Below are 15402 nucleotides of genomic sequence, written 5' to 3' on the forward strand. Positions count from 1 at the left end.
TGCCCGTGCATGGATAATAGTCACTACGCAGAGTCACTTGAAATGAGTCATAGTTCCACAGAAATAAGCGGCTTGGACAAACTTGAAAAAAGATTACAAGAAGATTTGTCCCGCCTTGAGTTACCCGCCAAACCATGGGTGCGGGAACGAACCGTAAATGGGTCCAAGTTGTTGGAGGTGGCCATTATCGGGGGGGGTATGGCCGGTCTGACCGTTGCCGTTGCCCTGAAAAACCTGGGAATTTCAGCACAGGTGTTTGACCGTTCGCCCGCCGGCTTCGAAGGGCCTTGGGCAACCACGGCCCGCATGGAAACCCTGCGTTCCCCCAAACAGCTTACCGGTCCGGCACTGGGCTTGCCATCATTGACTTTCCGGGCCTGGTATGAAGCCCAGTTTGGCGCCAGGGCCTGGGAAGACCTGGACAAGATTCCGCGCCTGCAATGGATGGACTACCTGCGCTGGTATCGCAAGGTCATGGATATCAATGTGTTGAACGGGCATGCCATTACACGGGTGGCGCTTAACCCCGACCACTATATTGAATTGACGGTTGAAAACAGCGAAGGGAAGCACCGGGTACTTGCCCGCCGATTGATTCTGGCTACCGGCCGTGACGGGCTGGGTGGTCCATCGGTGCCAGAGTTTGCCCAAGACATTCCGCGTCATTTATGGGCCCATTCGTCTGATGAGCTGGATTACAACATCCTGGCCGGCAAGCGGGTTGGGGTGATTGGTGCGGGTGCCTCTGCCATGGACAGTGCGGCCACCGCGCTTGAAAGCGGTGCAGCCAGTGTTGACTTGATCATCCGTCGCCAGGATATTCCCCGCGTGAACAAAGGCAAGGGCTCGGGCAATCCGGGGATTACCCATGGTTTTGCCCGCCTGCCTGATGAATGGAAATGGCGGATTCGCCACTATATCAATGTGCAGCAGGTACCGCCGCCACGTGGCAGCACCTTGCGTGTCTCCCGCCATGAAAACGCCCGTTTCAATGTAGGCTGCCCGATTGAAAAAGTGGAGGTGCGTGACGAGCAGCTGTTTGTGCACACGCCCAAGGGTATTTTCAATCTTGATTTCCTGATTTTTGCCACCGGTTTCAAGATTGACTGGCAATTGCGTCCCGAATATGCCAGTTTTGCACCTTATGTCCGCACCTGGAAAAGCCGCTATGCGGCACCGTTGGGTCAGGAGGATGCCGAATTGCTCGCTTGTCCTGATCTGGGGCCTTATTTCGAGTTCCAGCCCAAGAACGGCACTCCGTTGGTGGGCCTTGAAAATATCCATTGCTTCAGTTACCCGGCCGTGGCCTCGCACGGGACGGTTTCCGGGGATATTCCGGCGATTTCGGAAGGCGCGCAGGTACTGGCCAAAGGTATTGCCGGTTCGCTATACAATGAAGATGTTGCCTATTATTATGAGCAGCTGGAGGCGTACGAAGAGCCGGAACTGGAAGGCGACGAGTGGGAGCCGGCTCCTGCACCCTCCCAACCGATGGGTGCTCAATGACGATATGGTTGATTAAGCGCGTTTTGCAGGCCCTGGTCATTGTGTTGCTCATGACCATGATTGTGTTTCTGGGACTGCATGCAATCGGCAACCCGATTGATATCCTGATTGGCCCTGATGCCGACCAGCGGGATCGTGCGCTTGTAATTGCCCAGCTTGGCCTGGATCAGCCCTTATGGATGCAATACCTGAAGTTCCTTAACGGGGCCATTCATGGTGATCTGGGTAAAAGCTTTATCTATAACGAATCTGCAATCAAGCTGGTTTTGCAGCGATTGCCGGCTACCATGGAGCTGGCCTTTGCCGCGCTGTTCATGGCCATTGTGGTGGGCGTGCCGCTGGGGTTGGTGGCGGGTCTGACTCCGGACAGCAGGCTTTCACGCATCATTATGGCTGGCAGTATCATGGGTTTTTCCCTGCCCACTTTCTGGGTGGGTTTGATGCTGATCATGGCGTTCAGTGTCAACCTTGGTTTGCTGCCGTCCAGCGGTCGCGGGGAAACTGTCGAGGTCTTTGGCCTGCAATGGTCTTTCCTGACCGCCAATGGCCTGTATCACATGATTTTGCCGGCCATCAACCTGGCTCTGTTCAAGGTGTCGCTGGTCATTCGCTTGACACAAGCTGGCGTGCGGGAAGTCATGCCCCTGGATTACATCAAGTTTGCCCGGGCCAAGGGGCTGTCATCATTGCGCATTATTACCGTGCATGTGCTGCGTAATATCATGATTCCGCTGGTGACCGTATTGGGCCTTGAATTGGGTTCCACCATTGCAGGAGCGGTTGTCACGGAAAGCATATTTTCCTGGCCAGGTGCAGGCAAGTTGATCCTGGACAGTATTAACGGGTTGGACCGTCCAGTGATTCTGGCGTATTTGATTATTATTGTTTGTGTGTTTGTCACCATCAACCTGTTGGTGGATATTGCTTACCGCTTGCTTGACCCGCGTGTAAGGCTGGAGAAAGCATCATGAACCATAAAGTACAGGGAATTGATAAAACACCGGCAGCCCCCGGCGAGTCCTTGCTGCGGGAATGGGCCAGCGCTTTTTTTGCCTCGAAACTGGCCACGATTGGTTTGGTGATTGCTGTTATTCTGGCCCTGGCCGCTATTTTTGCACCCTGGATCACGCCGCAAAATCCTTATGACCTGCTGCAGCTGGATATTCTTGATTCACGCCTGCCGCCAGGCAGTGAAAATGGCCTGGGTACGTTTAGCTATTGGTTGGGTACCGACGGACAGGGCAGGGATTTGTTGTCCGCCATTGTTTACGGCCTGCGCATCAGCCTGATGGTAGGTCTGGGCTCGGCCCTGATTGCCAGTGTGGTGGGAACCATCGTTGGTGTCATGTCGGCTTATTTTGGCGGCAAGGTAGATGCTTTTATTATGCGTACCGTCGACCTGATGCTGTCTTTTCCTTCCATTCTGATTGCCATGATGATATTGGCTTATCTGGGCAAAGGCATTGGTAATGTCGTCCTCACGCTGGTGGTGCTTGAGTGGGCTTATTATGCCCGCACGGCAAGGGGGCAGGCACTGGCGGAAAGGCAGAAAGAATATGTCGAGGCTGCGCTCAACCTGGCCATTCCGCAGTGGCGTATTATGTTGCGGCATATTTTGCCCAACTGCCTGCCGCCCCTGATAGTCATTGGAACCTTGCAGGTCGCCAGGGCCATCACCCTTGAGGCCACCATGAGTTTTCTGGGTTTGGGCGTGCCCATTACCGAACCCTCATTGGGTCTGCTTATTTCCAATGGTTATCAATACATGCTGTCGGGGCAGTACTGGATCAGCATGTTCCCGGGTATTACCCTGCTGTTAACCATCGTGGCGCTGAATCTGGTGGGTGACCGTTTACGTGAAATTTTCAATCCGAGGTCATTCAAATGAGTCAGGACCTGTTATTGGATGTACGGCATCTGAAAACGCAATTTCACACCAAGGCGGGTGAGGTACCGGCGGTTGATGATGTTTCCATTCGCCTGGAAAAAGGTAAAATCCTGGGCCTGGTGGGGGAGTCCGGTTCGGGCAAATCCGTGACCGGGTTTTCTATCATGGGCCTGATTGATGAACCCGGCCGGGTGGTGGGAGGCGAGATATATTTTCAGGGCCAGGATTTAAGGGCTCTTTCAGCCAAGCAAATGCGGCAACTTCGGGGCAACCGGATCGCCATGATTTTTCAGGATCCGATGATGACCCTGAATCCGGTACTGCGGATTGACACCCAGATGATTGAAACCCTGCAGGCACATGAAAAGATCAGCTACCGGCAAGCCTGGGAGCGATCCCGCGATACGCTGGGGCTGATGGGTATTCCCAGTCCTGAAACCCGCCTCAAAGCCTATCCGCACCAGCTGTCTGGTGGTATGCGCCAGCGGGTGGCGATTGCCATTGCCATGCTGCTGCGTCCCGATCTGATCATTGCTGATGAACCAACCACTGCGCTGGACGTGACCATACAGGCACAGATTCTGTCTGAGGTGCAGAACCTGACACGCCAGTATGGCACCGCACTGATCTGGATTACCCATGATTTGTCTGTGGTGGCCGGGCTGGCCGATGATGTGTCGGTTATGTATGCTGGCCGGATTGTTGAATCGGGCACGGTTGACCAGGTGCTTGACCGGCCGCAACACCCGTATACGGTTGGGCTGATTCACAGCTTGCCCGGCAATAATGTACGTGGACAGCGTCTGACACAAATCAGGGGCATGACGCCCAATTTGCTGGACTTGCCGGCGGGCTGTGCGTTTTCTCCCCGTTGTCCAAGGGGCAGCCGTGCCTGTGAGGTGCGGCCTGAGTTTACCGATCAGGGTGGGCAACATCTGGTACGCTGTTTTCATCCTGGCAGCCAGCTTACAGGAGGTGTCGCATGAGCCAGGATCTGCCTTTGCTTCGCCTGGACCATGTTTCAAAACGTTTTGGCGAAAAGAAAATCGGGCCTTTGGGACGTTTGGGGCAAAAACTGGGCCTGGTTTCGCCGCCTGCAGTCACCGCGGCCGTCAGTGATGTCAGTCTTGAGGTTTTCAAGGGTGAAGTAGTGGGGTTGGTGGGCGAGTCCGGTTGTGGCAAGTCCACTCTGGGCCGTATGGCAGCCGGCATCCTGAAACCCAGTTCCGGAGATATTTATGTTGAAGGACAGAATGTCCGTCAGATGAGCTCCCGTGAACAGAAGCATGCCCAGTTACGCATACAAATGGTGTTTCAGGACCCTTATGCCAGCCTGAATCCCCGTTTGCGGGTGAGTGATATTGTGGGAGAGTCCCCACTTATCCATGGCCTGACGACCTCCCGTGAGCTGGACAGTTATGTGTCTGCCCAGCTGGAGCGGGCAGGCTTAAGTGCCACGTTCAGAAACCGTTTTGCGCACCAGTTCAGCGGAGGACAGCGCCAGCGTATCGGGATCGCCCGTGCACTGGCGGTGCAACCGGATATGCTGGTGTGTGATGAAGCGGTGGCAGCGCTGGATGTATCCATTCAGGCCCAGATCCTGAATTTATTTATGGACTTGCGTGAAGAGCTGGGGTTGACCTATCTGTTTATCAGTCACGACCTGAGTGTGGTGGAGCATTTGTCAGACCGGGTGGCGATCATGTATTTGGGCAAGATTGTGGAAAGCGCTTCTGCCCAAGACATCTTCAGTCATCCCAATCATCCTTATACCCAGGCCTTGCTGGCGGAAATTCCACGTATGGGAGAACGCAAGAGGGTGTTTACCACTATTAAGGGAGAAATCCCCAGCCCATTGAATCCGCCCCCGGGCTGCCATTTTCATCCCCGTTGCAAGTATGCAATGGCGCGTTGTAAAACCGAAGTGCCGAAGTTGAAGGGAATTGCCATTAATCATATCAGCGCCTGTCATTTGAATGACATGCCCTGGAAAGATGGCCAATAAATTTAAATTCGAAATTAAACAAAGTGAACATTTGTTTTGAAAAGGAAGGAAACTGAAATGAAAAAACGATTATTGGCAATAGTGGCTGCAGGCGTTTTGTCTGCCGGCAGTCTGGCCCAGGCGGAAGATCTGAAAATCGCGTTTGCCGACAACCTGTCGTCGCTCGATCCCCAATTGAACAACTTTGCCGGCGACCGTTCGGCCGGATTGTTCTTTTTTGACATGCTGGTGAACAATTACCACAACAAATTGTTGCCTGGCCTGGCCACCAGCTGGAAAAACATTGACCCGAATACCTGGGAATTCAAGCTGCGCCAGGGTGTCAAGTGGAGTGATGGCCAGCCTTTTGTGGCGGATGACGTCGTGTTTTCCATTAACCGCCTGATTAACAAAGTGCCCGGCTCGGTGGCACCGTTTACCGGCTATGTGCGGACCATTGAGAGCGTTACGGCCCAGGATCCTGAAACCCTGATTATCAAGACTAATGTGCCCAATCCCGATTTGCCACTGAACCTGGCTTCGGTGCATATCGTGAGCAAGCATGGCACTGAAAACGCCAGTAGCGAAGATTTCAATTCGGGTAAGGCCCTGATTGGTACCGGTCCTTACACGCTGTCTTCTTATACTCCCGGTGCCCGTATTGTGGCCGAGAAAAATCCCGGCTATTGGGGTGAGCAGCCAATCTGGGATAAGGTTGATTATGCCTATACCGCCAATGCCGCTTCACGTACTGCCGCCTTGCTGGCCGGAGACGTTGACGTGATCGATAAAGTATCGGTTTCCGACCTGCCAAAACTGCAAAAAGAACCCAAGGTAAACGTGTTTGCCTACAACGGCCTGCGTGTGTTCCTGTTGCAGCCCAGCTTTAACCCGGCTGTCAACAAATACATTACCGACAATAATGACAAGCCCCTGGACAAGAATCCGCTGCTGGATGTCCGGGTACGCGAGGCGCTGTCACTGGCCATTAACCGCGAAGCCATTGCCGACCGTATTTTGCAAGGGGGCGTAACAGTGGCCAGCCAGTGGATGCCTGAAGGCTCTATTGGTTATAACCCTGATATTAAACCGATTGCCTTTGATGCCGCGAAAGCCAAGGCCCTGCTGGCCGAAGCCGGTTACCCTGATGGGTTCAAATTGACGGTTCACGTGCCCACCGATCGGTATCCGCTGGCACCGGAAACCGTACAGGCGGTTGCCCAGTTCTGGACTCGGATTGGTGTCAAGACCCATGTGGAAGTGGTGCCTTGGGCGGTTTATTCCAGCGCGGCCCGCAAGAATGAATATGCCATGTCTGTGATTGCCTGGGGTAATGGTACCGGTGAGGCCAGTTATGCCATGGTGAATATTCTGGCAACCGTTGATCCGGATAAAGGATTGGGCGCTTCCAACTGGGGCCATTACAGTAGCGAAAAACTGGATGGTTACCTGACTCAGGTCACTGCCGAGTTTGATGATGCCAAACGTGAAGCCCTCATGCGTGATGCTGCGGTGGCGGTTTCTGAAGAAGTGGGTATTATCCCCCTGTTCCATTACAAGAACATTTGGGCGGCTAAAAAAGGCCTGGTGGTCAAGCCCTTAAGTTCAGACCGTACGGTACCTGCCATGGTAACCAAGGAATAAATGCATATGCCAAAAGCGAAATTAACCATCACGCCACAAGATGCGCTGATTGATGTACCCCGCACGATCCGGATAGAGAGTCTGGTACCCGAAACGGTGGTTATTGTTATTGCCTCCACGGTACGTGGCGATGGCATCGTGTGGCAAAGCCGGGCACGCTTCCAGGCCGACAGGGATGGTGTGGTTGACTTAAGTCTTCATGCCCCATTGGATGGCTCGTATTCAGGCGTGTCCGCCATGGGTATGATCTGGTCACAAACCCCGATCAGGGAAGGTGAGCGTGAGGTTTTTCCGCTTGATGTATTACGTCCTTTGGAAACCGAGATCCGGGTTGCCTATGATGATCGGGTGCTGCTGGGCTGTTTCAGTCAGCGCCTGGCCAGCGAAGGCGTGAAGCGGATTGAAATCCGGGAAGAAGGCCTGGTGGGTACCCTGTTTGTGCCTGCCACGGCGGGTCCGCATCCGGCCATCATGATTATGAACGGTTCGGGGGGCGGTATTAATGAACCCCGTGCGGCCCTTTATGCTTCGCATGGCTACCTGGCTTTTGCGCTGGCCTATTTCAAGGCGCCTGGCCTGTCTGACTATATTTCCAATACACCCCTGGAATATTTCAAAAAGGGGCTGGACTGGTTGCGTAAAACCCATAAACCTTACAAGGATTTTGTGGCCATTAACGGACAATCGCGTGGTGGTGAACTGGTCCTGTTGCTGGGTAGCCTGTTTCCTGATGATGTGTCTGCCGTGGTGGCTTATGTGCCAGCGGCTTTGGTGCATAGCGGACAGAATGCGGCTGATCCTGAAGTGGGGCGGGATGGCCCGGCATGGTTGCTGAATGGACAGGAAATTCCCCATCTCTGGAAAGACAATAAAACCGCCACCTGGGCGCCTTTTGATGAAGGGCCACCCCCGCACCGGCATGAAAAGGCCATTCTGACCGCCTTGCAAGACAAGGAGGCCGTGGAGCGGGCCCGAATTCATGTGGAAAATATCAAGGGGCCGGTTATTTTGCTGTCAGCCACCGATGACGGTTCCTGGCCTTCCAGCCTGTACAGCAAGATGGTTTATGACCGTCTTAAGAGTCTTAATTTTCCTTATGATGTGCACTGGATAGATACACAGGATGCCGGTCATAGCATTGTTTTTCCGTATGTGCCCACGACACAGCTGGTGTACACCCATCCGGTATCTGGCAAAATCAGTACCAGTGGTGGCCGTGCCGATACCAATGCCCAGTCGGATGAACGGACCTGGACCGGAATCAGGAAATTCCTGTCCGAGGCTGTGCTGAATCATGATCGGCTGAAAGACAATGATGATTCCAATAAAGATAATGTTTTAAATTAAAGATAAAAGGAATGATGATGAGCAATTCTGATTCAACCGACCTGATTGATGACTTGCTGGGCCTGGATCCGCAAGGCAGCACCCACGCGGCAAGACATTTCAGGATAAAAGTGCTTAAAGGCACACAGGCCAGTTACGATGCCCTGTTCAGTCCCGCGGTTGGCCTGTCGCTAAGCTACCGCTGGCTGGTGGCCCTGTATGCCAGCCGCCTGTCAGGCGCCAATGAACTGGCCGGGCATTATCTGGAACAGGCTCGTGATCATAATGTGTCCGAGGCCTTGATTGAAGCCGTTGAAAGCGGTCAGCTTGATGGGGTAAGTGACAACGTGCTGGAAGCCATTCTGGTCTTTACCCGCAAGCTGATCCAGAAACCGGTGGAGGGTGACAAGGCCGCCTTGTTGGCACTGAAGCAGGCGGGCGTGGCTACGCCAGACATTGTGGCGCTGGCCCAGCTGATTGCTTTTCTATCCTATCAGATTCGCCTGGTTGCCGGTCTTAAAGCCATGCAGGCATTGGAGAAAACAGCATGAGTGATGTGATCAAAATTAATGGTTTCACCAATGAAACCCTGGACTGGAAAGCCTGGCTGGACGTGGTCAATGTTGAAACCGCAACGCCCGAACAGATTCGTATCCTGGAAGCCAGTCATCCTCAGGCCAAGACATCTGATTATTATCTGTTGCTGGTGCATGAGCCCGAGATTCTGGACCATCGCTCTGAAACCTATAATGCCATTATGTATGCACCGGGTGGCGTGCACCGGGCCGACCGTGAACTGGCCGCGTTAACCGTTTCCCGCATTAATGGTTGCGTTTATTGCGCCTCGGTACATGCCCAGCGTTTTGAACAACTGGCCAAGCGCAACCAGATTGTGGCCGATGTCTTTACAGACCCGGCCACTGCCGGTGACAATGAGCGCGATAAGGCCATTATCAAGCTGGCCACGGCGCTAAGCGAATCCCCTGGGGATTTTGATGCCTCGTATGTACAGGCCCTGAAAGACCTGGGGATGAATGAAAAGGAAATCCTGGACATCATTCACGCAGCCTCCATTTTCGGCTGGGCCAACCGCCTGATGCTGAATCTGGGTGAGCCGGTCTTTCCTTAACCGTTTATGCCTTCTCGTTACTACGCTCCCGCGTGGTAACGAATATCTGTTTTAAACGTTAATTTTCTTTTTCCGCAGCAGGATAGCATACGCCTGGTTAAGCTGTTTGTTAAAACGGGGGATATCCACCTTGATGATTTCCCAGAGATCCATGGCTTCCAGATCCAGCGCTTCCAGATTTTTTTGGCCATCCAATAATTCGTCAAAGCGGGCCATTGCCGAGAAAGGGATTTGTGAATTGGCTTTGGCATACAGTTCGTAAAACTGGCAAAGTGCACGACAGGACTGACCGATGTTGGCCAGTTCGTGCAGGCTTGAATCCTGGGCCGGGATATTGGACAGGAAGTTGATTTCACTGATATCGCCGGTGTGGGCTTGAAGGCGTTTGATGGCTTCCAGGATTTGAGCTAAATAGTTTTGCAAGGGCTGCCGATTGGGATTCATGGCGGGGATCTTGTTTTTATACAAGTATGAATTTTAAGCCGTGATTAAAAAATCAATTTGATCCAGATTAACAAGTCCTTGGATTCTGCGTTCAATTTCCAGCGACAACAGGTAATAACCGTCTGGTTCCCACGCAGGAGCATGGGAACCAGAAAGCGACAACAGTTGACATCTCCCCCCGTCTGGTTCCCATGCTCCCGCGTGGTAACCAGACCAGAAGCCGTTCAGGAGCATTCTCTCGTCCCCACGCTCCTGCGTCTCTCGTCCCCACGCTCCTGCGTGGGGATGCAGATGGATGAAACAATAGGCAGATGCCGAGGCTTGTACACGTTACCACGCGGGAGCGTGGGAACGAGAAACAGGCAATAACTCTCTAGTTACCACGCGGGAGCGTGGGAACTAGAACGCCTTGCCCAAGGCAACATCAGCTAGTACGCAAAGCGGTCGGCAAGCGCCTCAAGGTGGCATTCTTTCAGGATTTGCAACTGGCGCTCACGGGCGCTTTTTTTGAAGCCGCCAATTTTCTTGGCGATGATCAGCTCGTTTTTCATGGAATGTTCCCAACCCACCAGTTCGGTGACGGTTAGCTGGTAGCCACGGGCCTCCAGCTGCAGGCAGCGCAGGACATTGGTGAGCTGGCTGCCAAATTCACGGGTATGAATCGGGTGACGCCACAGTTCCGACAAGGGGGTTTTGCCCAGCGTGCTGCCTTTGTTGGCACGCAGGGTAGCCGCCACTTCGGCCTGGCAACAGGGCACCAGCACAATGTATTGGGCATCCCGGTTCAGGGCAAAGCGGATGGCGTCATCAGTGGCGGTGTTGCAGGCATGCAGTGCCGTCACGATATCGATTTTTTCGGGCAGCTGCGTTGAGGACATGGATTCCTCTACGGTCATGGCCAGAAATGACATGCCTTCAAACCCCAGTCGCTGCGCCAGCGCTTCCGATTTGGTCACCAGCTCGGCACGGGTTTCGATGCCGTACACATGGGCACCGGGTTTGTCTTTCAGGAACAGGTCATACAAAATGAAGCCCAGGTAAGACTTGCCTGCCCCATGATCCACCAGGCTCAGGCTGTCTTTTTGCTTAAGTACATCCGCCATTAATGGTTCAATGAACTGGTACAGGTGATACACCTGTTTAAGCTTGCGACGCGTGTCCTGGTTGATTTTTCCGTCTCGGGTCAGGATATGGAGCTCTTTGAGCAATTCAATGGATTGCTGGGGCTTTATTTCGGGTATCAGGCTCATTCGCTTATACGGTCATTGAAAAAATACGGGTGCCGGGCTGCTCGCGCAGCATGCGCAGGTCAAAGGCCATGCAAATATTGCGTGAAAACGTGCGGCCTGCCTCGGTAATATCAATCCCGTTGGGCAAAATTTTGATCAGGCCGTCGGTTTCCATTTCACGCAGGCGTTCAACCACCTGGGGCAGTTCTGGAAATTGCTGTTCGGGCTGGTCCCAGCGGGTGGATTGCAGGCACATCAGGTTCAGGATATGCCGGCGGATAATCAGGTCTTCCTGATCCAGGATATGACCACGGTAAAGGGGCAGCTCGTTCTTTTCAAGACGGGCATAATAATCTTCAATCACTTTTTCGTTTTGGGCAAAGGCATACCAGGAATCGCTAATGGCCGAAACGCCCAGGCCAATCATGAGCTGGGTGGACGAAGAGGTATAGCCCATGAAGTTGCGATGCAGTTTTTTATTCAGCATGGACTGGTAAAGCTCGTCGGTCGGCAGGGCAAAGTGGTCCATGCCAATCTCGACATAACCCAGTTCTTCCAGCAGCTTTTTGCCGTTTTCATACAGGGCGCGTTTTTCTTCTCCGCTGGGTAAATCATTTTCATCAAAACCGCGCTGACCAACCCCCTTGAGCCAGGGGACATGGGCATAAGAATAAAACGCCAGGCGATCGGGTTTCAGGGAGATGGTGCGCTTGATGGTGGCTTCCATGGATTTCCAGGTCTGGAACGGCAGGCCGAAAATCAGGTCATGGCTAATGCTGTGGTAGCCGATTTTGCGTGAGGCATCGGTCACATTGAAGACGTTTTCGTAGGGCTGGATCCGGTGGATGGCTTTTTGCACGACCGGATCGTAATCCTGGACCCCGAAACTGACACGCCTGAAACCCAGTTCATACAGGGTTTCCAGGTGTTCACGACGGGTATTGTTGGGATGGCCCTCAAAACTGAATTCGTGATCGGGCGCAATCTCGGAGGTATCAAAAATCGCCCGCAGCAAACGGGTCAGGTTTTCGGTGCTGAAAAAAGTGGGCGTGCCGCCACCCAGGTGGATTTCCCGGATCCGGGGCTTGCTGCCCAGCAGTTCCAGGTACATGTTCCATTCCTTGATCACGGCATCAATGTAGGGGCCTTCAACGGCATGCTTTTTGGTAATGCGTTTATGGCAGGCGCAAAAAGTACACAGGCTTTCACAGAAAGGCAGGTGAATGTACAGGCTGATACCCTCGGAAGCATTGGATTCATTGAAACTGCGAATCAGGGTTTCTTTATATGAATCCACCGTAAAACAGGCCTCGTTCCAGTAAGGAACGGTTGGGTAGCTGGTATAGCGGGGGCCTGGGATATTGTACTTTTGGATAAAATTGCTCATGCGCTTCAATGCCGGTTACGCCCTGCAGTAGAGGTCTGCAGGGCTTGGTCTGGAACGGGATCAGAAAGCCGGATCGTCATCGTCCGGGATATCTGAAGCCAGCTTCTTTGTTGTTGATTTTACCGCTGTTTTGGTGACGGTCTTTTTGGCAGCTGTCTTTGTTGCCTTTTTGGCAGCGCTCTTGGTTGCTGTTTTCGTGGCGGTTTTCGTGGCTTTTTTGGCCGCGGTTTTTTTGGCTGCCGGCTTGTCATCGGTATCAGCCGTTGCTTTCAGCGTTTTTTTAGCCGCTGTTTTTGACGCTGCCTTGGCCGGACGAGGCTCAAATTCGAAGCCGATTTTACCGTTTTCCTGCAAGGTCAAAAAGGCCTTGAATTTACGATTGGTACGATTGGAAACAAATCCGTCTAATAAATCGGTTTTGCCCGATGCCAGCAGCTTGGTCATTTGTTCATTGGAAATTTCCTGCTGCAAAATCACTTTGCCCGATTTGAAATCGCAGGTTTTTTCCTGTGCCACGGCTTTTTCACAGACATAGTTCATGCCATTGTCAAAAACACCGGCACCGCATTTGGGGCACTTGCCCAGCGCTGTTTGGCCCGAGAAATCAACGGGTTCGGCATCGTCCTCATCATTCTGGCCAAAATCAAATTCCAGCTTGTTTTCATCGGTAATGCGCAAAATGGCGGAAAACGGCCGGCCCATTTTGCTGATGAAGCCACTAAGCGGGCCCAAGGTTCTTTTCTCAAGCAGTTCTTCAACCTCGGGAATTTCAAACGTGCGTCCGCCCGGATGCTTGGTAATGGAAAAATCACAGTTGGTGCAGGCGTAGCGGCGGTAGTTTTCCTTGACCACCGAACCACATTGCGGGCAGGGGGTTTGCAAGGTAGCGTAATCACCGGGAATGGTGGCCTGTTCATATTCTTTGGCGCGTTTGACAATGACCTGGGTGGTCTGCGCAATCTCGCGCATGAAGGACTCGCGGTCAAGCTTGCCCTGTTCCATTTGCTTGAGTTTGTGTTCCCATTCTCCGGTCAGCTCAGGGGAAGTCAACTCTTTGACATTCAGGCCGGTCAGCAGTGTCATCAGCTGGCGTGCCTTGGCAGAAGGCACCAGCTCGCGTCCCTCACGGCGCAGGTAATGCTCATTGAGCAAACCTTCAATAATGGTTGCCCGCGTGGCTGGCGTGCCCAGGCCACGTTCAGACATGGCTTCGCGCAGTTCATCGTCGTCCACCAGTTTGCCGGCCCCTTCCATGGCACTTAGCAAGGTTGCCTCGGTAAAGCGTGCAGGTGGTTTGGTTTGCAGTGCCTTGGGGGCAATATCTTCGGTGCGTACCGATTCGTTATCGGCCACCGGAACCAGGTTGGCATCGTCATCCTGGCCTTCCTTGCCGTAAATTTCCAGCCAGCCCGGCTTGACCAGTACCTTGCCCTCGGTTTTGAAGCGATATTGCGATACTTCAGTAATCCGGGTGGTAATGCGGTACTCGGCGGGCGGAAAGAAAACCGCCATGAAACGTTTGGTCACCAGGTCGTAAATTTTGGCTTCGGCTTCGCTTAACTCTTTGGGTACCTGTTGGGTCGGGATAATCGCAAAGTGATCGGATACCTTTTTGTTGTCGAAGATACGACGGTTGGGTTTGACCCAGCCATTGGCCAGAATTTTTCCGGCAAACGCTTTGTGACCCCGGTTCAGGTGGGATTCACTGCCTGAAATGGCGTCAAAGGTTTGCTGGACGGTACCCAGATAATCTTCGGGCAGGTAACGAGAGTCGGTACGCGGATAGGTCAGGGCTTTATGACGTTCGTACAGGGTTTGTGCCAGGGCCAGAGTGGTTTTGGCGGTAAAGCCGAATTTGGAGTTGGCCTCGCGCTGCAACGAGGTCAAATCAAACAGGGCGGGCGACATCTGGGTGGATGGTTTGGACTCTTCGGTTACCGTACCGGTTTTGTCACGACAGGCCGCCACGATGGATTGCGCACTGGCCAAAGACCAGAGGCGGCTGTCTTTTTTCTCGGGGTCGTGTTCGTCTTTTTTGAAGTTGGGGTCAAACCAGCGGCCTTCATACAGCCCGGCTGCCGCCACAAACGTGGCATGCACTTCCCAGTAGTCGCGTGACTGGAAGGCGCGGATTTTTTCTTCGCGCTCGCACACAATGGCCAGCGTGGGGGTTTGCACCCGTCCGATCGGGGTCTTGAAAAAACCGCCTTCCTTGCTGTTGAACGCGGTCATGGCGCGGGTGCCGTTAATGCCAATCAGCCAGTCAGCTTCGGCACGGGAACGTGCAGCCGCTTCAAGTGGCTTCATGGTTTCATCATCGCGCAGGTTGTTAAACGCTTCAACAATGGCGGTTTTGGTCATGGATTGCAGCCACAGGCGCTTGATGGGTTTTTTAACCCCTGAATATTGCACAATGTAGCGGAAAATCAATTCACCTTCACGGCCTGCGTCACAGGCATTGATAATGGCAGTGATATCTTTGCGCTTCAGTAGTTTTACCAATAATTTGAGGCGCTCGGTTGATTTTTTATCGGCTGGTTTAAGATCAAACTCTTTGGCCGGAATGGCGGGTAAATGGGCGAATGACCACTTGCCCCGGACGACATCGTCGGGATTGGTCAGCGTCAATAAATGGCCCACGCTGGAGGAAAGGACGTATTCGTCGCTTTCAAAATAATCACCTTCACGGGAGAATCCTCCCAAGGCCCTTGAAATGTCGAGGGCGACTGATGGTTTTTCGGCAATAATCAGTGTTTTAGTCATATGCTTCCGAGTATCCAAACCGTGGACTTTAGGAGTATCTTATAAAATATCGCGTTACGATACTGCCTGTTTGACCAAAATGGTGAAACCCGATCCGGTTTT

Annotated in this window: 13 protein-coding genes; 9 read left to right on the plus strand and 4 right to left on the minus strand. The window is 53.1% G+C overall.

Annotation, left to right across the window (positions count from 1 at the left end):
* The first annotated feature begins 42 nt into the window (after window positions 1-42).
* From HCX92_RS00495 to HCX92_RS00535, 9 genes are read left to right on the plus strand one after another with little or no spacing between them, the layout of a single operon-like run.
* Window positions 43-1506, plus strand: a complete 1464-nt coding sequence (locus tag HCX92_RS00495; protein WP_169292958.1) for an NAD(P)-binding domain-containing protein — start codon at window positions 43-45, stop codon at window positions 1504-1506.
* Entirely contained in the window at window positions 1503-2477 is a 975-nt protein-coding gene (locus HCX92_RS00500; protein ID WP_169292959.1) for an ABC transporter permease, read from the plus strand. Before HCX92_RS00495 ends, HCX92_RS00500 begins: the two co-directional genes overlap by 4 nt.
* Window positions 2474-3394 carry an ABC transporter permease gene (locus HCX92_RS00505; protein ID WP_169292960.1) on the plus strand — a complete coding sequence of 307 codons (921 nt, stop codon included), beginning with the start codon at window positions 2474-2476 and terminating at the stop codon, window positions 3392-3394. The genes HCX92_RS00500 and HCX92_RS00505 overlap by 4 nt, the downstream gene beginning before the upstream one ends.
* The gene (locus HCX92_RS00510; protein WP_169292961.1) at window positions 3391-4380 is read left to right on the plus strand and encodes an ABC transporter ATP-binding protein; all 990 of its coding nucleotides are present in this window, start codon (window positions 3391-3393) and stop codon (window positions 4378-4380) included. Before HCX92_RS00505 ends, HCX92_RS00510 begins: the two co-directional genes overlap by 4 nt.
* Window positions 4377-5399 carry an ABC transporter ATP-binding protein gene (locus HCX92_RS00515; protein ID WP_169292962.1) on the plus strand — a complete coding sequence of 341 codons (1023 nt, stop codon included), beginning with the start codon at window positions 4377-4379 and terminating at the stop codon, window positions 5397-5399. The genes HCX92_RS00510 and HCX92_RS00515 overlap by 4 nt, the downstream gene beginning before the upstream one ends.
* 57 nt (window positions 5400-5456) lie before the next feature.
* Window positions 5457-7022 (plus strand): ABC transporter substrate-binding protein, encoded by a 1566-nt coding sequence (locus HCX92_RS00520; protein WP_169292963.1) that lies wholly within the window; start codon window positions 5457-5459, stop codon window positions 7020-7022.
* 6 nt (window positions 7023-7028) lie between these two features.
* Window positions 7029-8369 (plus strand): acyl-CoA thioester hydrolase/BAAT C-terminal domain-containing protein, encoded by a 1341-nt coding sequence (locus tag HCX92_RS00525; RefSeq protein WP_169292964.1) that lies wholly within the window; start codon window positions 7029-7031, stop codon window positions 8367-8369.
* 17 nt (window positions 8370-8386) lie between these two features.
* Window positions 8387-8899, plus strand: coding sequence for a CMD domain-containing protein (locus tag HCX92_RS00530; RefSeq protein WP_248289958.1), 513 nt, complete (start codon window positions 8387-8389; stop codon window positions 8897-8899).
* Entirely contained in the window at window positions 8896-9477 is a 582-nt protein-coding gene (locus tag HCX92_RS00535) for a peroxidase-related enzyme (protein ID WP_169292966.1), read from the plus strand. The genes HCX92_RS00530 and HCX92_RS00535 overlap by 4 nt, the downstream gene beginning before the upstream one ends.
* A gap of 51 nt (window positions 9478-9528) precedes the next feature.
* Here the strand turns inward: HCX92_RS00535 and HCX92_RS00540 are convergent, their stop codons facing one another.
* The 4 genes from HCX92_RS00540 to HCX92_RS00555 form a co-directional block, all read right to left on the minus strand.
* Window positions 9529-9921, minus strand: coding sequence for a DUF86 domain-containing protein (locus tag HCX92_RS00540; protein ID WP_169292967.1), 393 nt, complete (start codon window positions 9919-9921; stop codon window positions 9529-9531).
* Between the two features lie 428 nt (window positions 9922-10349).
* Window positions 10350-11171: an SAM-dependent methyltransferase gene (locus HCX92_RS00545; RefSeq protein ID WP_169292968.1), complete on the minus strand. Its 822-nt coding sequence runs from the start codon at window positions 11169-11171 to the stop codon at window positions 10350-10352.
* A gap of 4 nt (window positions 11172-11175) precedes the next feature.
* On the minus strand, window positions 11176-12537 hold the full coding sequence (gene hemN, locus HCX92_RS00550; protein WP_169292969.1) for an oxygen-independent coproporphyrinogen III oxidase: 1362 nt from the start codon (window positions 12535-12537) through the stop codon (window positions 11176-11178).
* 60 nt (window positions 12538-12597) lie between these two features.
* The gene (locus tag HCX92_RS00555) at window positions 12598-15300 is read right to left on the minus strand and encodes a DNA topoisomerase III (protein ID WP_169292970.1); all 2703 of its coding nucleotides are present in this window, start codon (window positions 15298-15300) and stop codon (window positions 12598-12600) included.
* Window positions 15301-15402 lie beyond the last annotated feature (102 nt).

The sequence above is a fragment of the Advenella sp. EE-W14 genome (assembly GCF_012923605.1).
In the GTDB taxonomy this organism is placed as follows: domain Bacteria; phylum Pseudomonadota; class Gammaproteobacteria; order Burkholderiales; family Burkholderiaceae_B; genus Advenella; species Advenella alkanexedens.

What these genes read in the sequence shown, in the direction of transcription:
- HCX92_RS00525 (WP_169292964.1), top strand. Translation starts at nt 7,029, where the DNA reads ATGCCAAAAGCGAAATTAACCATCACGCCACAAGATGCGCTGATTGAT.
- HCX92_RS00545 (WP_169292968.1), bottom strand. Translation starts at nt 11,171, where the DNA reads ATGAGCCTGATACCCGAAATAAAGCCCCAGCAATCCATTGAATTGCTC.
- HCX92_RS00540 (WP_169292967.1), bottom strand. Translation starts at nt 9,921, where the DNA reads ATGAATCCCAATCGGCAGCCCTTGCAAAACTATTTAGCTCAAATCCTG.
- HCX92_RS00520 (WP_169292963.1), top strand. Translation starts at nt 5,457, where the DNA reads ATGAAAAAACGATTATTGGCAATAGTGGCTGCAGGCGTTTTGTCTGCC.
- HCX92_RS00495 (WP_169292958.1), top strand. Translation starts at nt 43, where the DNA reads ATGAGTCATAGTTCCACAGAAATAAGCGGCTTGGACAAACTTGAAAAA.
- hemN (WP_169292969.1), bottom strand. Translation starts at nt 12,537, where the DNA reads ATGAGCAATTTTATCCAAAAGTACAATATCCCAGGCCCCCGCTATACC.
- HCX92_RS00515 (WP_169292962.1), top strand. Translation starts at nt 4,377, where the DNA reads ATGAGCCAGGATCTGCCTTTGCTTCGCCTGGACCATGTTTCAAAACGT.
- HCX92_RS00510 (WP_169292961.1), top strand. Translation starts at nt 3,391, where the DNA reads ATGAGTCAGGACCTGTTATTGGATGTACGGCATCTGAAAACGCAATTT.
- HCX92_RS00530 (WP_248289958.1), top strand. Translation starts at nt 8,387, where the DNA reads ATGAGCAATTCTGATTCAACCGACCTGATTGATGACTTGCTGGGCCTG.
- HCX92_RS00505 (WP_169292960.1), top strand. Translation starts at nt 2,474, where the DNA reads ATGAACCATAAAGTACAGGGAATTGATAAAACACCGGCAGCCCCCGGC.
- HCX92_RS00500 (WP_169292959.1), top strand. Translation starts at nt 1,503, where the DNA reads ATGACGATATGGTTGATTAAGCGCGTTTTGCAGGCCCTGGTCATTGTG.
- HCX92_RS00555 (WP_169292970.1), bottom strand. Translation starts at nt 15,300, where the DNA reads ATGACTAAAACACTGATTATTGCCGAAAAACCATCAGTCGCCCTCGAC.
- HCX92_RS00535 (WP_169292966.1), top strand. Translation starts at nt 8,896, where the DNA reads ATGAGTGATGTGATCAAAATTAATGGTTTCACCAATGAAACCCTGGAC.